At 59.2% G+C, this 15,774-nt stretch carries 13 protein-coding genes; 10 read left to right on the top strand and 3 right to left on the bottom strand.

What is annotated here, in order from left to right; all coding sequences use genetic code 11:
• The first annotated feature begins 114 nt into the window (after positions 1 to 114).
• Genes WCS52_10680 through purL form a run of 3 tightly spaced genes read left to right on the top strand, consistent with a single transcriptional unit; the run spans position 115 to position 6,697 of the window.
• On the top strand, positions 115 to 1,875 hold the full coding sequence (locus WCS52_10680; GenBank protein ID MEI6167649.1) for a homoserine O-acetyltransferase: 1,761 nt from the start codon (positions 115 to 117) through the stop codon (positions 1,873 to 1,875).
• Positions 1,876 to 1,877: 2 nt separating this feature from the next.
• Complete coding sequence (gene epsC / locus WCS52_10675; GenBank protein ID MEI6167648.1) at positions 1,878 to 2,807, top strand: serine O-acetyltransferase EpsC; 930 nt, start codon at positions 1,878 to 1,880, stop codon at positions 2,805 to 2,807.
• A complete protein-coding gene (gene purL, locus WCS52_10670) occupies positions 2,804 to 6,697 on the top strand; it encodes a phosphoribosylformylglycinamidine synthase (GenBank protein ID MEI6167647.1) in 3,894 nt (1,297 codons plus the stop codon). The genes epsC and purL overlap by 4 nt, the downstream gene beginning before the upstream one ends.
• Before the next feature lie 85 nt (positions 6,698 to 6,782).
• On the opposite strand, the gene WCS52_10665 is transcribed toward purL, so the two are convergent.
• The 3 genes from WCS52_10665 to bioF form a co-directional block, all read right to left on the bottom strand.
• Complete coding sequence (locus tag WCS52_10665) at positions 6,783 to 7,097, bottom strand: hypothetical protein (protein MEI6167646.1); 315 nt, start codon at positions 7,095 to 7,097, stop codon at positions 6,783 to 6,785.
• Positions 7,098 to 7,205: 108 nt separating this feature from the next.
• Positions 7,206 to 7,991: a methyltransferase domain-containing protein gene (locus tag WCS52_10660; GenBank protein ID MEI6167645.1), complete on the bottom strand. Its 786-nt coding sequence runs from the start codon at positions 7,989 to 7,991 to the stop codon at positions 7,206 to 7,208.
• Positions 7,988 to 9,166: an 8-amino-7-oxononanoate synthase gene (gene bioF, locus WCS52_10655; GenBank protein MEI6167644.1), complete on the bottom strand. Its 1,179-nt coding sequence runs from the start codon at positions 9,164 to 9,166 to the stop codon at positions 7,988 to 7,990. Before bioF ends, WCS52_10660 begins: the two co-directional genes overlap by 4 nt.
• A gap of 223 nt (positions 9,167 to 9,389) precedes the next feature.
• Between bioF and WCS52_10650 the strand changes: the two genes are divergently transcribed.
• From WCS52_10650 to rpsO, 7 genes are all read left to right on the top strand, one after another.
• Entirely contained in the window at positions 9,390 to 9,695 is a 306-nt protein-coding gene (locus WCS52_10650) for an RNA-binding protein (protein MEI6167643.1), read from the top strand.
• A 197-nt stretch (positions 9,696 to 9,892) separates the two neighbouring features.
• Positions 9,893 to 11,158 (top strand): transcription termination factor NusA, encoded by a 1,266-nt coding sequence (gene nusA, locus WCS52_10645; GenBank protein ID MEI6167642.1) that lies wholly within the window; start codon positions 9,893 to 9,895, stop codon positions 11,156 to 11,158.
• Positions 11,159 to 11,161: 3 nt separating this feature from the next.
• On the top strand, positions 11,162 to 13,309 hold the full coding sequence (gene infB / locus WCS52_10640; GenBank protein ID MEI6167641.1) for a translation initiation factor IF-2: 2,148 nt from the start codon (positions 11,162 to 11,164) through the stop codon (positions 13,307 to 13,309).
• A gap of 17 nt (positions 13,310 to 13,326) precedes the next feature.
• Positions 13,327 to 13,725: a 30S ribosome-binding factor RbfA gene (gene rbfA / locus WCS52_10635; GenBank protein MEI6167640.1), complete on the top strand. Its 399-nt coding sequence runs from the start codon at positions 13,327 to 13,329 to the stop codon at positions 13,723 to 13,725.
• The gene (gene truB / locus WCS52_10630) at positions 13,722 to 14,447 is read left to right on the top strand and encodes a tRNA pseudouridine(55) synthase TruB (GenBank protein MEI6167639.1); all 726 of its coding nucleotides are present in this window, start codon (positions 13,722 to 13,724) and stop codon (positions 14,445 to 14,447) included. The genes rbfA and truB overlap by 4 nt, the downstream gene beginning before the upstream one ends.
• Before the next feature lies 1 nt (position 14,448).
• Entirely contained in the window at positions 14,449 to 15,462 is a 1,014-nt protein-coding gene (locus WCS52_10625) for a bifunctional riboflavin kinase/FAD synthetase (GenBank protein MEI6167638.1), read from the top strand.
• A 32-nt stretch (positions 15,463 to 15,494) separates the two neighbouring features.
• Complete coding sequence (gene rpsO, locus WCS52_10620; protein MEI6167637.1) at positions 15,495 to 15,758, top strand: 30S ribosomal protein S15; 264 nt, start codon at positions 15,495 to 15,497, stop codon at positions 15,756 to 15,758.
• Positions 15,759 to 15,774: the final 16 nt, after the last annotated feature.

The following is a 15,774-nucleotide window of genomic DNA, read 5'->3' as shown; positions in this document are numbered from 1 at the left end:
TAGATGCGTCTGCCCTGAGGAAACCGGGCATCACGATTGACTTTTAGGGTGCTGCCCGCTAGAAAAGAGGGGCTACGGAACAGGGTTAATGGCCGTTACGTTGGGTGTCAGGTTATGGATATAGCAAATCTCGAACAATCAGTGGGGCTGGTGGAGACAAAACTGGCCACCCTCTCGCTTCCGCCCGGCGGGCTCACGCTCGACGGCGGGGAGTCGCTGCCCGAACTGACCGTCGCCTACGAGACCTACGGCACATTGAGTCCCGCCAAAGATAACGTCATCTTCATCTGCCACGCGCTCACGGGCGATGCCCATGTGGCCGGCTATCATTCCGACGACCCGAAATCCCAGGGCTGGTGGGACGCCGTGATCGGCCCCGGTAAAGGCATCGACACCAATCGCTTCCACGTCATCTGCGCCAATATCCTGGGCGGCTGCAAGGGTACCACCGGGCCCGGCTCGATCAATCCGGCCACCGGCACCCCCTATGGCGCCGCCTTCCCGAACATCACCATCGGCGACATTGTCCACGCGCATTATCTGTTGCTGAACCATCTCGGCATTGACCGGCTCTACGCCATCATCGGCGGCTCATTCGGCGGGATGCAGGTCCTTGAATGGAGCATCCGCTATCCCGACATGCCCGAGCGCTGTATCTGCCTCGCCTCCGCCGCCTCGCTCTCCGCCCAGGCCCTGGCCTTTGATATCGTGGGCCGCGAGGTCATCACCAGTGATCCCGGCTGGGCCGAAGGGAATTACTACGGGACCGGAACCCAACCGAGCAACGGCCTGGCCGCCGCCCGCATGCTGGGCCATATCACCTACCTCTCCCCCGAAATCATGACCCTTAAATTCGGGCGGAAGAAAAAGGAACGTCCCGCCGGGGAACGCTTCCGCACCCGTTTTGAAGTCGAAAGCTATCTCCAGTATCAGGGCGAGAAATTCGTCGAACGTTTCGACTCCAACTCCTATCTGCACATCACGCAGGCAATGGATAACTACGACCTGACGGAAGCCTATGGCGACCTGAAGACGGCCTTTAAACACGTCAAAGCCCGCTTCCTGATTGTGGCCCTGAGCTCCGACTGGCTGTTCCCCCCGGAACAGTCACTGGACATCGCGTCGGCGCTCGTTCAAATCGGAAAGCCGGTCTCGTACTGCCTGATCAAGGCCCCCTACGGCCATGACGCCTTCCTGGTCGATATCGTGCAAACCTCAAAGCTCCTCTGCACCTTCCTGGGCGGCTGCGCCCAATGCACCACGGCCGTCACAGCGGTTAAACGGGACGATTACGACCGGATCGCCTCCCTGATCGAGCCCCGCTCGCGCGTGCTCGATCTCGGCTGTGGCGATGGCGATCTGCTCGCCCTGCTGACCGCGAACCGGCAAACCACCGGCATGGGTGTGGATATTGAGCTGGGCCACCTTACCGCCGCCATGGGCAAAAATCTCGATGTTTTCCACAGTGATATCGACCAGAAACTCGAGATGATTCCCGATCAGGCCTATGACTATGTCGTGTTGAGCCAGACCCTCCAGGTGGTCCGGCATCCGCGTGACGTCCTCCATGAAATGCTCCGGATCGCCCGTGAAGGCATTGTCAGTTTCCCCAACTTCGCCAACTGGCACAACCGGCTCAGACTGGGTCTCACCGGACGGATGCCCAAGGCGGAATCGCTTCCCTATGAATGGTACGACACCCCCAATATCCACCTGGCCACCTGGCAGGATTTCCTGAACCTGTGCCGCAAGGACCACATCCGGATCAAGCGGGTCATCCCCCTGGCCGAACGGCGCTTAAGCAAGCTTCTCATCGCCGCGGGCCTCGAGAATCTCGGCGCCGAACGGATCCTGGTCAACATCACGAGGTCATAATTATGAACACACCCCCCCTCACTGCCACTGATCTGAAATCACTTGCGGAAAGTCTCTGCTCCTGCGAGTCCTGCTCCTCGGCCTCCAACGCCACCCGCGGCTTTCACCTGGCCGGTCGCCAGGCCATTTACCAGGCGCTCGACGACCTGATTGCCATCCTCTTCCCCGGCTGCCATGGCCGCGAACCCATGCCGCCCAAACAGCTCTGCGACTTCATCTCCACCAAACTCCTCTCCGTGAGCACCAACCTGTACGAACAGATCGACCATGCGTTCCGGTACCAGTGCCTGTTCGAGAAGTGCAATGACTGCGGTGATTGCCCGGCAAAGGCCGCCGCCGCCGTCAAGGAGTTGATGAACGCCCTGGAAGGTCTCAAGAAAACGCTGCAACTGGATATCGTGGCGGCCTATGAAGGGGACCCCGCCGCCCGCTCCATCATGGAAGTGGTGATGAGCTATCCCGGCCTGCAGGCGATCATGGTTCAGCGGATCGCGCATATTCTCTATCAGGCCCAGGTGCCGCTGATTCCCCGCATCATGACCGAGCATGCCCATTCCCAAACCGGAATCGATATTCATCCCGGGGCCCAGATCGGCCCCGGCTTCTTTATCGATCACGGCACCGGCGTGGTGATCGGCGAGACCAGCACCCTCGGCAAGAACGTCAAACTCTATCAGGGCGTCACCCTGGGCGCGCTCAGCTTCCCCAAGGATAAGGACGGCCACCCGATCAAGGGAATCAAGCGGCATCCCCATGTGGAAGACGATGTGACCATCTATGCCGGCGCCACCATCCTGGGCGGGGAGACCACCATTGGAGCCGGCTCGGAGATTGGCGGAAATGTCTGGCTCACCCATTCAGTCCCCCCCCACTCGAAAGTCTACAACCAGCAACCCAAACCGCTCATCACCAGCAAAGAGTCTCACAAATGACCATTCCACATAATCTGCACATCTTCAAGGGCGGGCCGGTGTTCTCGGCCTTCCGCAGCCACCAGCTCACCCGTGACCTCGCCGCGGAACTTCCCGCCTGCGCCATCACCTCCATCGAGGCCGTGGCCGTCACCCTCGTGGAAACCACCCCCCAGTTCACCGCTGAACTCTGGCCCCGCGTGGCCGCGTTGCTGGATACCGATTGCCGCATTCCCGCCACCACCGCTGACGGCTTTTTCGTGACGCCCCGCAAAGGGACCTTGTCGCCCTGGGCCTCCAAGGCCATTGATATCTTCCACAACTGCGGACTGGCCGAGGTGCAACGGGTGGAACGCGGCATTCTGTTCCATGTCCGCCTGAAAGACGGCAGTTACGCGTCGTTAGCCAAATTGAAGCCGGCCCTCCATCTCTTTCATGACCGCATGACCGAAGGCCTCTACAACGACCTCTCGGATATCTTCAGCCATATTCCCCCGGCCGCGCTGGTCACCATCGATATTCTCGGCGGCGGGCTCCCGGCGCTTCAGGCCGCCAACACCACCCTCGGCCTGGCCCTGTCGGATGACGAAGTCCAGTACCTTTTCAGCGTGTACTCCAAAATCAAACGCAACCCGACGGATGTGGAACTGGTCATGTTCGGGCAGGTGAACTCCGAACATTGCCGCCACAAGATCTTCAAAGCCGACTGGATTATTGACGGCCAGCCGCAAACCACCAGCTTGTTCGACATGATCCGCAATACCCACCAGCTCCACCCGCAGGGCACGTTGGTGGCCTACGAGGACAACTCGGCCGTCATGGAAGGCTTCCCGGGCAATTGGTACGAAGTCCATCCCAGCGGGTCGAATCACTACGGTGGACTGCCCGAGCAGATCGATATCCTGATCAAGGTCGAGACCCATAATCATCCGACGGCCATTTCACCCTATCCCGGGGCGGCCACGGGAGTAGGGGGCGAAATCCGGGATGAGGGCGCCACCGGTATTGGCGGACGCCCGAAAGCCGGCCTGTCGGCCTTCTTCGTCTCCAATCTGCGCATTCCCGGCTTTGTGATGCCCTGGGAAAAAGACCACGCTGAATTCCCCGGCCGCCTCGCGACCCCGCTGGAAATCATGACCGAAGGCCCCCTGGGTGGTGCCCGGTTTGGCAATGAATTCGGACGGCCCCAGCTGACCGGCATTTTCCGGACGTATGAACACCGCCACAATGAGCGGGACCGCGGCTATCACAAGCCCATTATGGTGGCGGGCGGCCTGGGTAATATCAAGCGGCAGCACGTGCTGAAAAAGCCGATCCACACCGGCACCCATATCATCCAGCTCGGGGGCCCGGCCTTGCGCATCGGACTGGGCGGCGGCGCCGCCTCCTCCATGGGCAGTGGCAGCAACGCGGAGAATCTGGACTTTGACTCGGTGCAACGCGATAACGCCGAAATCCAACGCCGCTGCCAGGAAGTCATCAACTCCTGTATCGCCCTGAATGAGGCCAATCCGATCGTGAGCATTCATGATATCGGCGCGGGCGGCCTCTCCAATGGCTGCCCCGAACTCGTCTCCGAGACAGGCGGCCGGTTTGAACTCCGCAAGATCCACAACGAGGAGCTCTCCATGAGCCCGATGGAAATCTGGTGTTGCGAGGCGCAGGAGCGCTATGTGCTGGCCGTGGCGCCGGAAAACCTGGATGGCTTCATGGCCCTCTGCCGGCGTGAACGCTGTCCCGCCGCTGTCATCGGACTGGCCACCGCCGACAAGCGGCTGGTGCTCCACGATTCCCATTTCAAAAATAATTCCATTGATATTGACCTGCAGGTCATCTTCGGCAAGCCCCCGAAAATGCTGCGGGACGTCCGCCACCGGCCGGAAACCCATGCCGAACTGGATCTCTCGGGCATTGACGTCAGTGAAGCCGCCGAACGGATTCTCCGCCTGCCCTCCGTGGCCAACAAAACCTTTCTGATCACCATCACCGACCGCTCCGTGACGGGAATGGTCACCCGCGACCAGATGACGGGCCCCTATCAGACCCCCATTGCCGATGCCGCCGTGACCGCCGCCATGTTTGACGGCTATGTCGGCGAAGCCATGTCCATGGGCGAACGCACCCCCATTGCCCTGCTCAATGCGCCCGCCTCGGGCCGCATGGCGGTGGGCGAAGCCCTGACTAACATGGCGGGCGCCCTCACCGGCCCCATCGGGAATGTGAAGCTCTCCGCCAACTGGATGTGCGCCTGTGGTGAAGCAGGCGAAGATGCCGCCCTGTTTGATACCGTCCGGGCCGTGGGCCTGGAACTGTGCCCGGCACTCGGGATTTCCATCCCGGTGGGTAAGGATTCGCTCTCCATGCGCACGACCTGGCAGGATTCCAAGGGAAAATCCGAGAAACAGGTGGCCCCCCTCAGCCTGGTGGTCAGCGCCTTCTCCCCTGTGCAGGATGTCCGCAAAACGGTTACCGCCGAACTCAAGCCGGTCGCCGACTCGGTGCTGATCCTGCTGGATCTCGGCAAAGGCCGGAACCGGCTGGGCGCCTCGGCCCTGGCCCAGGTTTACAACCAAGTGGGTGCTACCCCGCCTGATCTGGACTGCCCTGCGGATCTGGTCAATTTCTACGCAGCGATGCAGGAACTGGTCCAGACCAACCTGTTGCTCGCCTACCACGACCGCTCCGATGGCGGATTGTTTGCCACCCTGGCGGAAATGGCCTTCGGGGCTCATCAGGGGCTACGGATCCAGATCGACGAACTCGGGGATGAACCTCTGTCCATTTTGTTTTCCGAGGAACTCGGGGCCGTCATCCAGGTATCCGACCAGAATATTGCCGAGGTCAATGAGGTGCTCAAGCGACATGACCTCGGGGGCCTCGCCTTTATTCTGGGCAGTCCCGTGGCGGATCAATCGCTTACTATCCAGATGAGTGACGCCAACATCTATCAGGGGAAGGTCCTTGGTCTCAAGCACATCTGGTCGGAATTGACCTATGAGATGCAATCACGCCGCGACAACGCCGAATGTGCCCAACAGGAATTGGATGCGCTGAAGGATGAAGCCGATCCCGGCCTCTCCTTCAAACTCACCTACGATCCCTGCCAGCCGTTCGCGATCGGCGGGAACCGCCCTAAGATGGCGATCCTGCGGGAACAGGGCATCAATGGCCATATTGAGATGGCGGCCGCGTTCGAGCGGGCGGGCTTCACCAGCGTGGACGTCCACATGACGGACCTGCTGTCCAATCGCATCAACCTGGCCAATTTCTCCGGATTAGTGGCTTGCGGCGGGTTCTCCTATGGCGACGTTCTAGGCGCCGGGGCGGGCTGGGCGCGTAGCATTCTGTTCAACGAGCGGTTGCGCGATATGTTCCAGACCTTCTTCCAGCGGCCTGACTCCTTTACGCTGGGCGTCTGCAATGGTTGCCAGATGGTCTCGCTGCTTAAGGACATCATTCCCGGTGCTGAAGCCTGGCCGCGCTTCACCCGCAATAAAGTTGAGCAATTTGAGGCCCGCTTCGCCACGCTCGAAATTCAGTCGTCCCCCTCCATCCTGCTGAAGGGAATGGCCGGCTCCCGTATCCCCATTCCAGTCGCCCACGGCGAAGGCTTCACCAACTTCGAACGAACCGGCTCAGCGGCTGAGATCGTCTCGCGGAATCTGGCCGCGCTCCGCTTTGTGGATCATTACGGCCGGCCGACGGAGATCTATCCCCTTAACCCGAACGGATCACTGGGCGGTTTAACCGGAGTGACCACCCTGGATGGACGCGTCACCATCATGATGCCCCACCCGGAGCGGGCCTTCCGCTCGGTGCAGTTGTCCTGGAAGCCGCAGGGTCTGTTTAAAGGCGAGGAAGGCCCCTGGCTACGGATGTTCCAGAATGCCCGGTCGTTCGTGGGGGCATAAAATGGGTATTGGTTATTTGTTATCCGGGAAACCTCTTAATGTCCCCTAACAAATAACCAACAACCCCTTGCCGTAATGGGCTGAACTATTTGCGCCCTTTCTCGCCATCTTTCTTCTGATCCCGATCGCTATCTTTATCCTTGTCCTGCTTCTCGTGTTTCTCGTGCTTCCGGTCTTTCTTAACCTGTACTGTAATGTTGTCGGAACCGGTGATCAGTGTCCCATCCTTCAAGGCTCCGGTCAGCTCAAGTCCCACCACTTCCCCATCCACAGCGGAGGGTAGCAACGCGGCCACATCTTGATCCCGGAACAGGACGACCACATCCGCATAGCCGTCGGACTGGATGTCCGAAATCGCAAAATGATTCGCCCCACATCCTTTTTCCGGGTTCTCATTCATGCGACTCGGAGCTTGTGGGAGGGGCGCTATGCGCCGCGACAGGCTCATTCTGAATGTCTGGGAGCGCCAGAGTCGCGGCGCGTAGCGCCCCTCCCACAGTTCAGATCATCAGGATGCGATGAGCTGCATATAGAGCACCACAAAGCTGGCGTAGACGCCATCCCCCTGGTCGCGAAACGCCACATCATACTCGCGGCGCAACCGCTTGAGTTCCGTCCGGGAAAGCGATGCAGCGGCTCGTGACACGGTCCCGCCGGTCAACCCCTGGGCGTGCAGGGTGCTCAGGAAATCATCGGCGGAATGGTAGTGGGTCTGGATACACTCCTCCGTACTCGTCACCACGGTCAACCCGGCGGCCTTCGCCGCCGCCAACACTTCCGCCCCCGTGGGCAACCGGCCGGCCGGGATCTTGCCTGGCGCCACCCGGCGGCGTAACGCATGAAGTTCACCCAGGGTCCCGTCAATCATCAGGGCGGCACAGCACTGCCCCTCCAACGAAAGTTGCCTCTTCAAATTGCCGAATGTCCGCTCCAGCGGCGTCGCCCAATGCAGCGCCGAGCTGCTGACAATGAGGTCAAATGGCTGCGGCGAGAGGAACTCCCGAACGTCGGCCACCACAAAGTCCATCCGGGGATCCTCGCCCCAGCGCTCGCGAACGGCGGCAACCATTCCCTCCGCCACGTCGATCACACATAGTGAGGCGTCCGGATAGCGCCGGCGAAGTGGCTCAGTCAGGACGCCGGAGCCGCAGCCCACCTCAAGAATACGGCCGGCCCCGAAACCGCCCGGCTCAGGCAGGGTTTCGATCAGGCGGGCCGCCACATGCCGGTGCAGGGAGGCACCCCGCTCATAGGTCTGCGCCGCACGGGAAAATGATCGGGCCACTGATATCATGAAATCACACCTTCACGCTGTGCGGCCTCGGCAATGAGGCCTGCGACCCGGCTCAATACCTCGGGAGAATGATCCAGGCTCACCGAAAGCCGCAAGCGGGCCGTGCCCTTGGGAACGGTAGGTGGCCGGATAGCCACTGCCAGGATCCCCTGCTCCACCAAGCGACGCTGCAACCGGAGCGCCCGGTCATTGTCGCCCACCATCACCGGGATAATCTGGCTTTCGGAAGGACCGGTATCCAGCCCGACCTCCTGCAAACGCACCCGGAACAGGGCCGCCCGGTCAAGGAGCCGACGACCCATCCCCGGATCAGCACGAAGGCACTCCAGCGCACCCAGCGCCGCTCCGACCATGGCGGGGGGCAACGCCGTGGAATAGATGAAGGCCCGCGCCTTATGGATCAGCCAGCGGCGCATCTCCCCGGAACAGGCCACAAACCCGCCATAGCCGCCCAAGGCCTTACTCAGCGTCCCCATGGAGCAATTCACCTGTGACTCCACACCCGCCTGCCGGATCACGCCCGCCCCACCCGGGCCGAAGACCCCCGTGGCATGCGCCTCATCCACCAGCACCATGGCCCCGGCCGCTCCAGCCACCGCCGTCAGGGCGGCTACCGGGGCAACATCCCCGTCCATACTGAAAACCGATTCAGTCACCAGCAAGCGCTTCCCCCCGGCGGCACAGGCGTGAAGTGCCTTCCGGAACGCGTCAGGGTCGTTATGCGCAAACCGGTGCACATGGGCCCGGCTCAGCACCGCGGCATCCACCAGACTGGCATGAGCCAGCCGGTCAATAAAGACATGATCGTCCCGCCCCACCAACGCACTGATCAGGCCCATATTCGCCGCATACCCGCTGCCGAACACCAGCGCATCCGGATAGCCCTTCAGCGCCGCCAATTGAGACTCAAGCTCCTCGTGACACGCCAGCGTTCCGGTCACCAGTCGCGAGGCCGTCGCCCCGGCCCCATAGCCCCGTACCGCCGCCTCCACGGCGGCGAGCACGACCGGGTTCCGGGCCAGGCCGAGATAATCATTGCTCGAAAAATTCAAAAGCAACGCCGAACCAGCCCTGATGGCCGCCCCGGCATTGGGATAGGCCACCAGCGTCCGCTCCAAGCCCCCCGCCCTTAGGGACCCCAGTTCGTCCGATATCCATGTTTCCGTCGCTCGCATATCACCTATCCTGCTTGGAAGAGCGGCATCTGTCCAGAATTGTAATTTATGTTGCAGGTTAAGGGGGAATGCAGTAGGTTCTCCCGCTGTGGACCGATATGCGGTCTGGTGATTTACGGAGGTGAATGGGCAGGAAGGTGACCGAATATAGTAGTTTTTGTTGATGTGTTTTGTTTTTAGATGTGTTTTTGAAAAAGTTTTTTTATTTTTGGAGTATAGAAAAGTGAATATTTACGTTGGAAATCTGCCTTATCAGACGACTCAGGATGATCTCAAAGTTCAGTTCGAACAGTACGGGGTTGTGGAATCCGTCAACATCATTCAGGACCGCGAAACCGGCCGTTCAAAAGGGTTTGGCTTCGTCGTCATGCCTGACAGCGCTGCCGCCCAGAACGCAATCGATTCCTTGAACGACAAGGATGCGGGTGGTCGCAAAATGAAGGTGAACGAAGCTCGTCCCCGCGCTGAAGGTGGTGGCGGCGGTGGCCGTCGCGAAGGTGGCTTCGAGAGCCGCGAACGCCGCTGGTAATCTACCAGTTTCGTTGATCGCTATAAGGCCGGGGCTCAAACCTCGGCCTTTTTTATTACTGTTGGTCAAATCGCTTGACCCAAGCCGTATTCCGGACTATATTCTGCTGGCTTGTCGAAAAGGGTATTATGCAAAGAGTGGGCACGTCCCACTCTTTTATGTATTGTAGGGTCTCCAAGTTGTGGTGAGGTGTGACTATGAATGGTGAATTATCATCGGTATTAAGTTACCTTGAAAAAGAACGTGGCATTGACCGGGAGACGCTGTTTCTCACGGTTGAGAGTGCCTTGTTGTCGGCCTCCCGGAAAAGCGTGGGGCCCGCCAAAAACGTGCGCATCCACATGGATCGTAAGACCTGTGATATCAAGGCTTTCGCCACGGTACTCGTGGTCGAAAAGGTGGATAATCCTCATGACGAAATCACGCTCCAGGGAGCACGCCGGGTGAAGCCGGATGCCCAGCTTGGCGACAACGTCGAAATCGAGGTCACTCCGAAAAATTTCGGGCGTATTGCCGCCCAAACCGCCAAACAGGCGATTTTGCAGAAAATCCGGCAGGCCGAGCGTAATATTGTCTTCGAAGAGTACCGGGACCGGGTGAATGATATCGTCAGCGGAACCATCCGCCGCTTTGAACGCAACGACATCGTGGTGGATCTCGGACGAGCGGAAGCCATCCTTTCGGCTAAAGAACGTATTTCCACGGAAATGTACCAGGTGGGCGATCAGGTGCGCGCGCTGGTGCTGTCCGTTCAGGATAACGCCTCGGGCCCGAGCATCATGCTGTCCCGCAGCCACCCTGACTTTCTTCGCCGGTTATTCCAGCTGGAAGTGGCTGAAATTGCCGATAATACGGTTGAAATCAAGGGCATTGCCCGCGAAGCCGGGTTCCGGACCAAAATTGCCGTTATGTCGCGTGACTCCAAGGTCGATCCCGTCGGGGCCTGCGTCGGCATGCGCGGCGTACGCGTCAAAAACATCGTTCGCGAGCTGTCTGGCGAGAAAATCGATATTGTCCGCTTCAGTGATGATATCAAAACCTATGTCACCAATGCCCTTTCGCCGGCCAAACTGTCCAAAGTTGAGATTGATGCCGACAAGCCGCGGGTCATCCATGTCACCACGGAAGCGGATCAACTTTCGCTGGCCATTGGCAAACGCGGGCAGAATGTCCGCCTTTCCTCCAAGCTGACCGGTTGGAAAATTGACGTCCAGAAGGATGAAGGCAATATTTCGTTCGAGGAGAAAGTGGCGAAAGCCGTTTGCGACTTGGCCGCTATCCCCGGTATCGGGCGTGCAAATGCGGAGAAACTGGTTCAGGCCGGATTCCTGAATATTGAGGGAATTCTGGCCGCGGAAGTGGCCGACCTTGAAGCGACTGGCGAATTCGACCAGGCTACAGCCAAAACCATCTACGAAGCAGCGGCCGCCGCACAGCCTGCCGTACAGGAGAACATCGAATAGCCCATGAGAGTTCATGAATTAGCCAAGGAATTAGGGATCCACAGTAAAGACCTGTTGGATCAGTTAGCTGCCATGGGCCTTCCGGCCAAAAACCATATGAGCACGCTAGAGGCGGATGTGGTAGCCAAAGTGAAGGCGACCGCCACGCCGGTTTCCGCCGCGCCTGTGGCACCCGTGGCACCCGTGACCGTAGCTCCGGCGGCCCCGAGTACGCCCGCCCCAAAGGCGGTTGAACCCGCGCGCCCAGCCCCGACTGCCGCCCCGAAACCCGTACCTGCACCTGCACCCGTCGTCGAAAAACCGGCCGCGCCGATCCCCGTGGCGCCCGTCAAGGTGACTCCGCCCGCTCCTGCGGCCGAAGTTCCGGCTGAAGGCAGCAAAGTGATTATCCTCAAGGGCCCCATCGTAGTCCGTGATCTCGCTGGATTTTTGGGAGTGCGTCCCAACCAGTTGATTGCCGAGTTAATGCGCCTGAATGTCCTGGCCTCCATTAATGAGCAGATCGACATCAAGGATGCCGCCCGCGTGGCTGAAAAACACGGCTTTACCGTGGAACGTGAGAAGAAGGTCGAACACAAGCCGCTGGTCAAGAAGGAAACGGAAGCGGAAGTGATCCAACAGATCAAAGCCGTTGTCAAAACCCATCGCCCTCCCGTTGTGACCGTCCTGGGCCATGTTGACCATGGTAAAACGTCGCTCCTCGACAAGATCCGTAATACCACCATCGCCAAGGGCGAATCCGGCGGGATTACCCAGCATATCGGGGCCTCCACCGTACAGGTGGGCGACAAGAGCATCACCTTTCTGGATACCCCCGGCCATGCCGCGTTTAGCGCCATGCGTGCCCGCGGTGCCAATATGACGGATATCGCCATCATCGTGGTGGATGCAGGGGACGGGCTCATGCCGCAAACCCTCGAAGCCATCAAGCATGCCCAGGCCGCTGATGTCCCGATCATTGTCGCCATCAACAAGATGGATCTGCCCACCGCCAATCCCGACAAGGTTAAAAAGCAACTGGCGGGCATGAATATGACGCCGGAAGACTGGGGCGGAAAAACCATCTGCTGCCACGTCAGCGCCATGACCGGTGCGGGCGTCCCGGAATTACTTGAAATGATTCTGCTTCAGGCAGAAATGATGGAACTCAAAACCAATCCCAATCAGCCCGCCAAGGGGTTTGTGATTGAATCCCAGTTGGAATCCGGTATGGGCCCGACGGCCAATCTGCTGGTGACCAACGGGACCCTGAATGTCGGGGACGTGATTCTCTGCGGCCCGCACTGGGGCCGGGTTCGCGCCCTGATCAATGACCATGGCGTCAAGGTGAAATCGGCCGATGCCTCCACGCCGGTCAAATGCCTGGGCTTGTCCGGCGTACCGGATGCCGGGGCGGCGTTCGAAATCATCGCCACTGACCGCGCCGCGCGGACGGCGGCTGAGGAATGCCAGGCCAAGAACAAGCTGGTCCAGCTGACCGCGCCCAAACGCGCCTCACTCAATACGCTCTTCGATCAATTGAAGGAAAACAAAGACCGGCTGGAGATCAAGTTGTTGATCAAGTCGGATGTGCAAGGCTCGCTGGAAGCCATTGACTTTGCCCTCAAACAGATCAATAGCGACAAGGTATCCATCCACACCATTCTGGGCGGCGTGGGCACCATTTCGGCCAATGACGTCCTTCTGGCAGCCGCCTGTGACGCCATCGTCGTCGGATTCCATGTATCCCTGGATGAAAATGCCAGCAAATTAGCCAAAAAAGAAGGCGTCGAGGTCCGGCTCCACAGCATCATCTACGAACTGATTGATCAGGTTCGCGAAGCCATGGCTGGCCTGCTGAGCCCCATCCTGCGCGAAAAGATGATGGGAACGGCCGAAGTGAAGCAGGTCTTCTCCATGTCCAAGGGCGGCGTGATCGCCGGCTGTATGTGCATGAGCGGACGCATCACCTCCCGCCTCAAAGTGCGGGTCAAACGCAAGGGCAGCGTTCTTTTCGAAGGCAGCATCGACTCCTTGCGCCGGTTCCAGAACGATGTCAGCGAGGTCAAGGAAAGCCAGGAATGCGGAATCCGGCTGGACAACTTCACGGCCTTTGCGGAAGGTGACGTGCTTGAATTCTATGAAGTCGAGCGCATCGCCCAAACCCTGTAACCCGGGGTAAGCGACTTATGAAGACCGATCGGCTGATCAGAATCAATGAACTGCTTCGTCGTGAGATCAGCGTGGTGCTTTACCGGCTGATCGACCAGACGGAGTTCGATATGTCAGCCATGACCGTGACCCACGTCATTGTCAGCCCTGATCTCCACGATGCCCGCGTCCTCGTGTCCATCCGGGGGCACGAACACGAGCGGCGCAAGATCCTGCGCCAGCTTCAGCATCTGCACTCAGAGGTCCAGACGGAAGTCGCGAAAGCGGTCATTCTCAAATACACCCCCCGCCTGACGTTTGTGCTGGACACCTCCATCGAACAGGGCGATCGCGTGCTGGATATCCTGGCCAAAATCCCCGCTCCGGTCGAATCACCGGCAGATCCGGAACTGCCCGGCACCACGGATCCGACATGAACCGCACCGACCCCTTTGACGGAATCCTGTTGGTCGACAAGCCGACGGGCATGACCTCGCACGATGTCGTGTATAAAATACGCCGGCATTTTAATCTTAAAAAAGTCGGTCATGGCGGCACCCTCGATCCGGCCGCGACCGGCTTGCTGGTCATCCTGCTGGGCCGCGGCACCCGGGTCTCCAGTCGCTTCATGTCTTCCGACAAGACCTACGAAGGCACCATCACGCTGGGCATCACCACGGACTCGCAGGATGCAGAGGGAAAGGTCCTGAAAGAGACCGACCCCTCCGGCATCACCCGCGCCCAACTGGAGGAGGCCATTTCGAAATTCAAAGGCGACATGTTTCAAATGCCGCCCATGGTCTCCGCCATCAAGATGGCGGGGGTTCCGCTTTACAAGCTGGCCCGGCAGGGCGAGGAAGTGGAGCGCAAACCCCGATTCATCCACCTTTACGAATTCAAGTTGCTCGAGTTCACGCCTCCCCACGGCACGTTTGTCGTGCGCTGCAGCAAAGGCACCTATGTGCGGACCCTCTGCTTCGATATTGGCGAAGTCCTCGGGGTGGGCGCCCATCTTTCACAGCTGCGCCGGACCGAATCCGCCGGCTACAGTGTCAATCAGGCCGTGTCACTGGACAAACTGCTCGCCATGCAACAAATGGATCTGCTGAATGTCGTGCTGCCCCTCCATTCACTCGGGGGTGTCATTCAGGACGCCTGAAATGAAAATCGTCCACCACATGTCCGAATTGCGCCGACGCAAGCGTCCCATCTGTCTGGCGGTCGGTTTTTTCGATGGCGTCCATCTCGGCCATCAGAACGTCCTGCGCGAGACGATTGCCCACGCCCGCAAAATCGGCGGGGAAGCCTGGGCCATGACCTTCGACCCCCACCCCCTGAAAATCCTGAACCCCGATGCCGCCCCTCGCATGCTCACCTCATCCCCCCATAAGCTGCAACTCCTGCAGCAATTCGGATTGGATGGTTGCCTCCTGATCCCTTTTAACCGCCGCTTTGCCGCCATTCAGGCGGCCACATTCCTGAAGGGACTTGAGCGCGACATCCCCACCCTCGCCGCCATCTTCATGGGACATGACTGGCGCTTCGGGCACCGGGGCCAGGGGAACCTCCAGATGCTGACCGGGTGGGCCGCACCGCACAAGGGGATTTCCATCCATCAGATTGAAGCCGTCCGCCGCGGGGGACAACCCGTTTCCAGCACGCGGATCCGGAATACCGTGAGCTCCGGGAAACTGGCGGAATCCACCGCCCTGTTGGGGCGCCCCTACAGCATTCTGGGAACGGTCCGGCAGGGCAATCACATCGGCCGCACCATCGGCTATCCCACGGCCAATCTGGATCCTTGTAACGAGGCGCACCCGCCTACCGGGATTTATGCCATTCAGGCGATTTTCAACCATAAGGCCTATCCCGGAATTGTGAATTTCGGGTTTCACCCGACAGTGTCGCCCGTGAAAGCCCCCCTGGTCGAGGTTCATCTGTTTAGCACACAACAAAACCTGTACGGCCGGCCGCTCGAGGTATTTTTCCTGCGTAAACTCAGAAATGAGAAAAAATTCCCTGATCTCACGGCCCTGACCCGGCAGATCCGGAGGGACATCATCAAAGCGCGCCGGATCCTGGCATCCGCCCCCATAAAGAAATTATGGATCAGGACTTTACAAAAGTGGCACCCCGATATTATAGTGCCCCCAACAAATAAGAGTATAAATTAAGACAAAGAAAGGGAATAGGGCTCACATACAGTATGGATTCTCAAGCGAAGAGCACAGTTCAGAAGGAGTTTCAGAGACACGGAAAAGACACCGGTTCATCTGAAGTTCAGGTCGCGTTGTTATCACGCCGGATTGAGGAGCTCACCGAGCACCTGAAACTCCACAAAAAAGATCACAGCTCCCGCTATGGTCTGCTTAAAATGGTAAGCGCGCGTCGTCGTTTGCTCAATTACATGAAGAGCAAGGACGAAGATGTTTATCAGGACGTGATCAAACGTCTTAAACTCCGTCGGTAATGCCATTCGGCAATCA

Source organism: bacterium (assembly GCA_037128595.1).
Classification (GTDB): domain Bacteria; phylum Verrucomicrobiota; class Kiritimatiellia; order CAIKKV01; family CAITUY01; genus JAABPW01.
The sequence above is the reverse complement of the archived record's forward strand: the minus strand, read 5'-3'. Positions and strand labels throughout refer to the sequence as shown.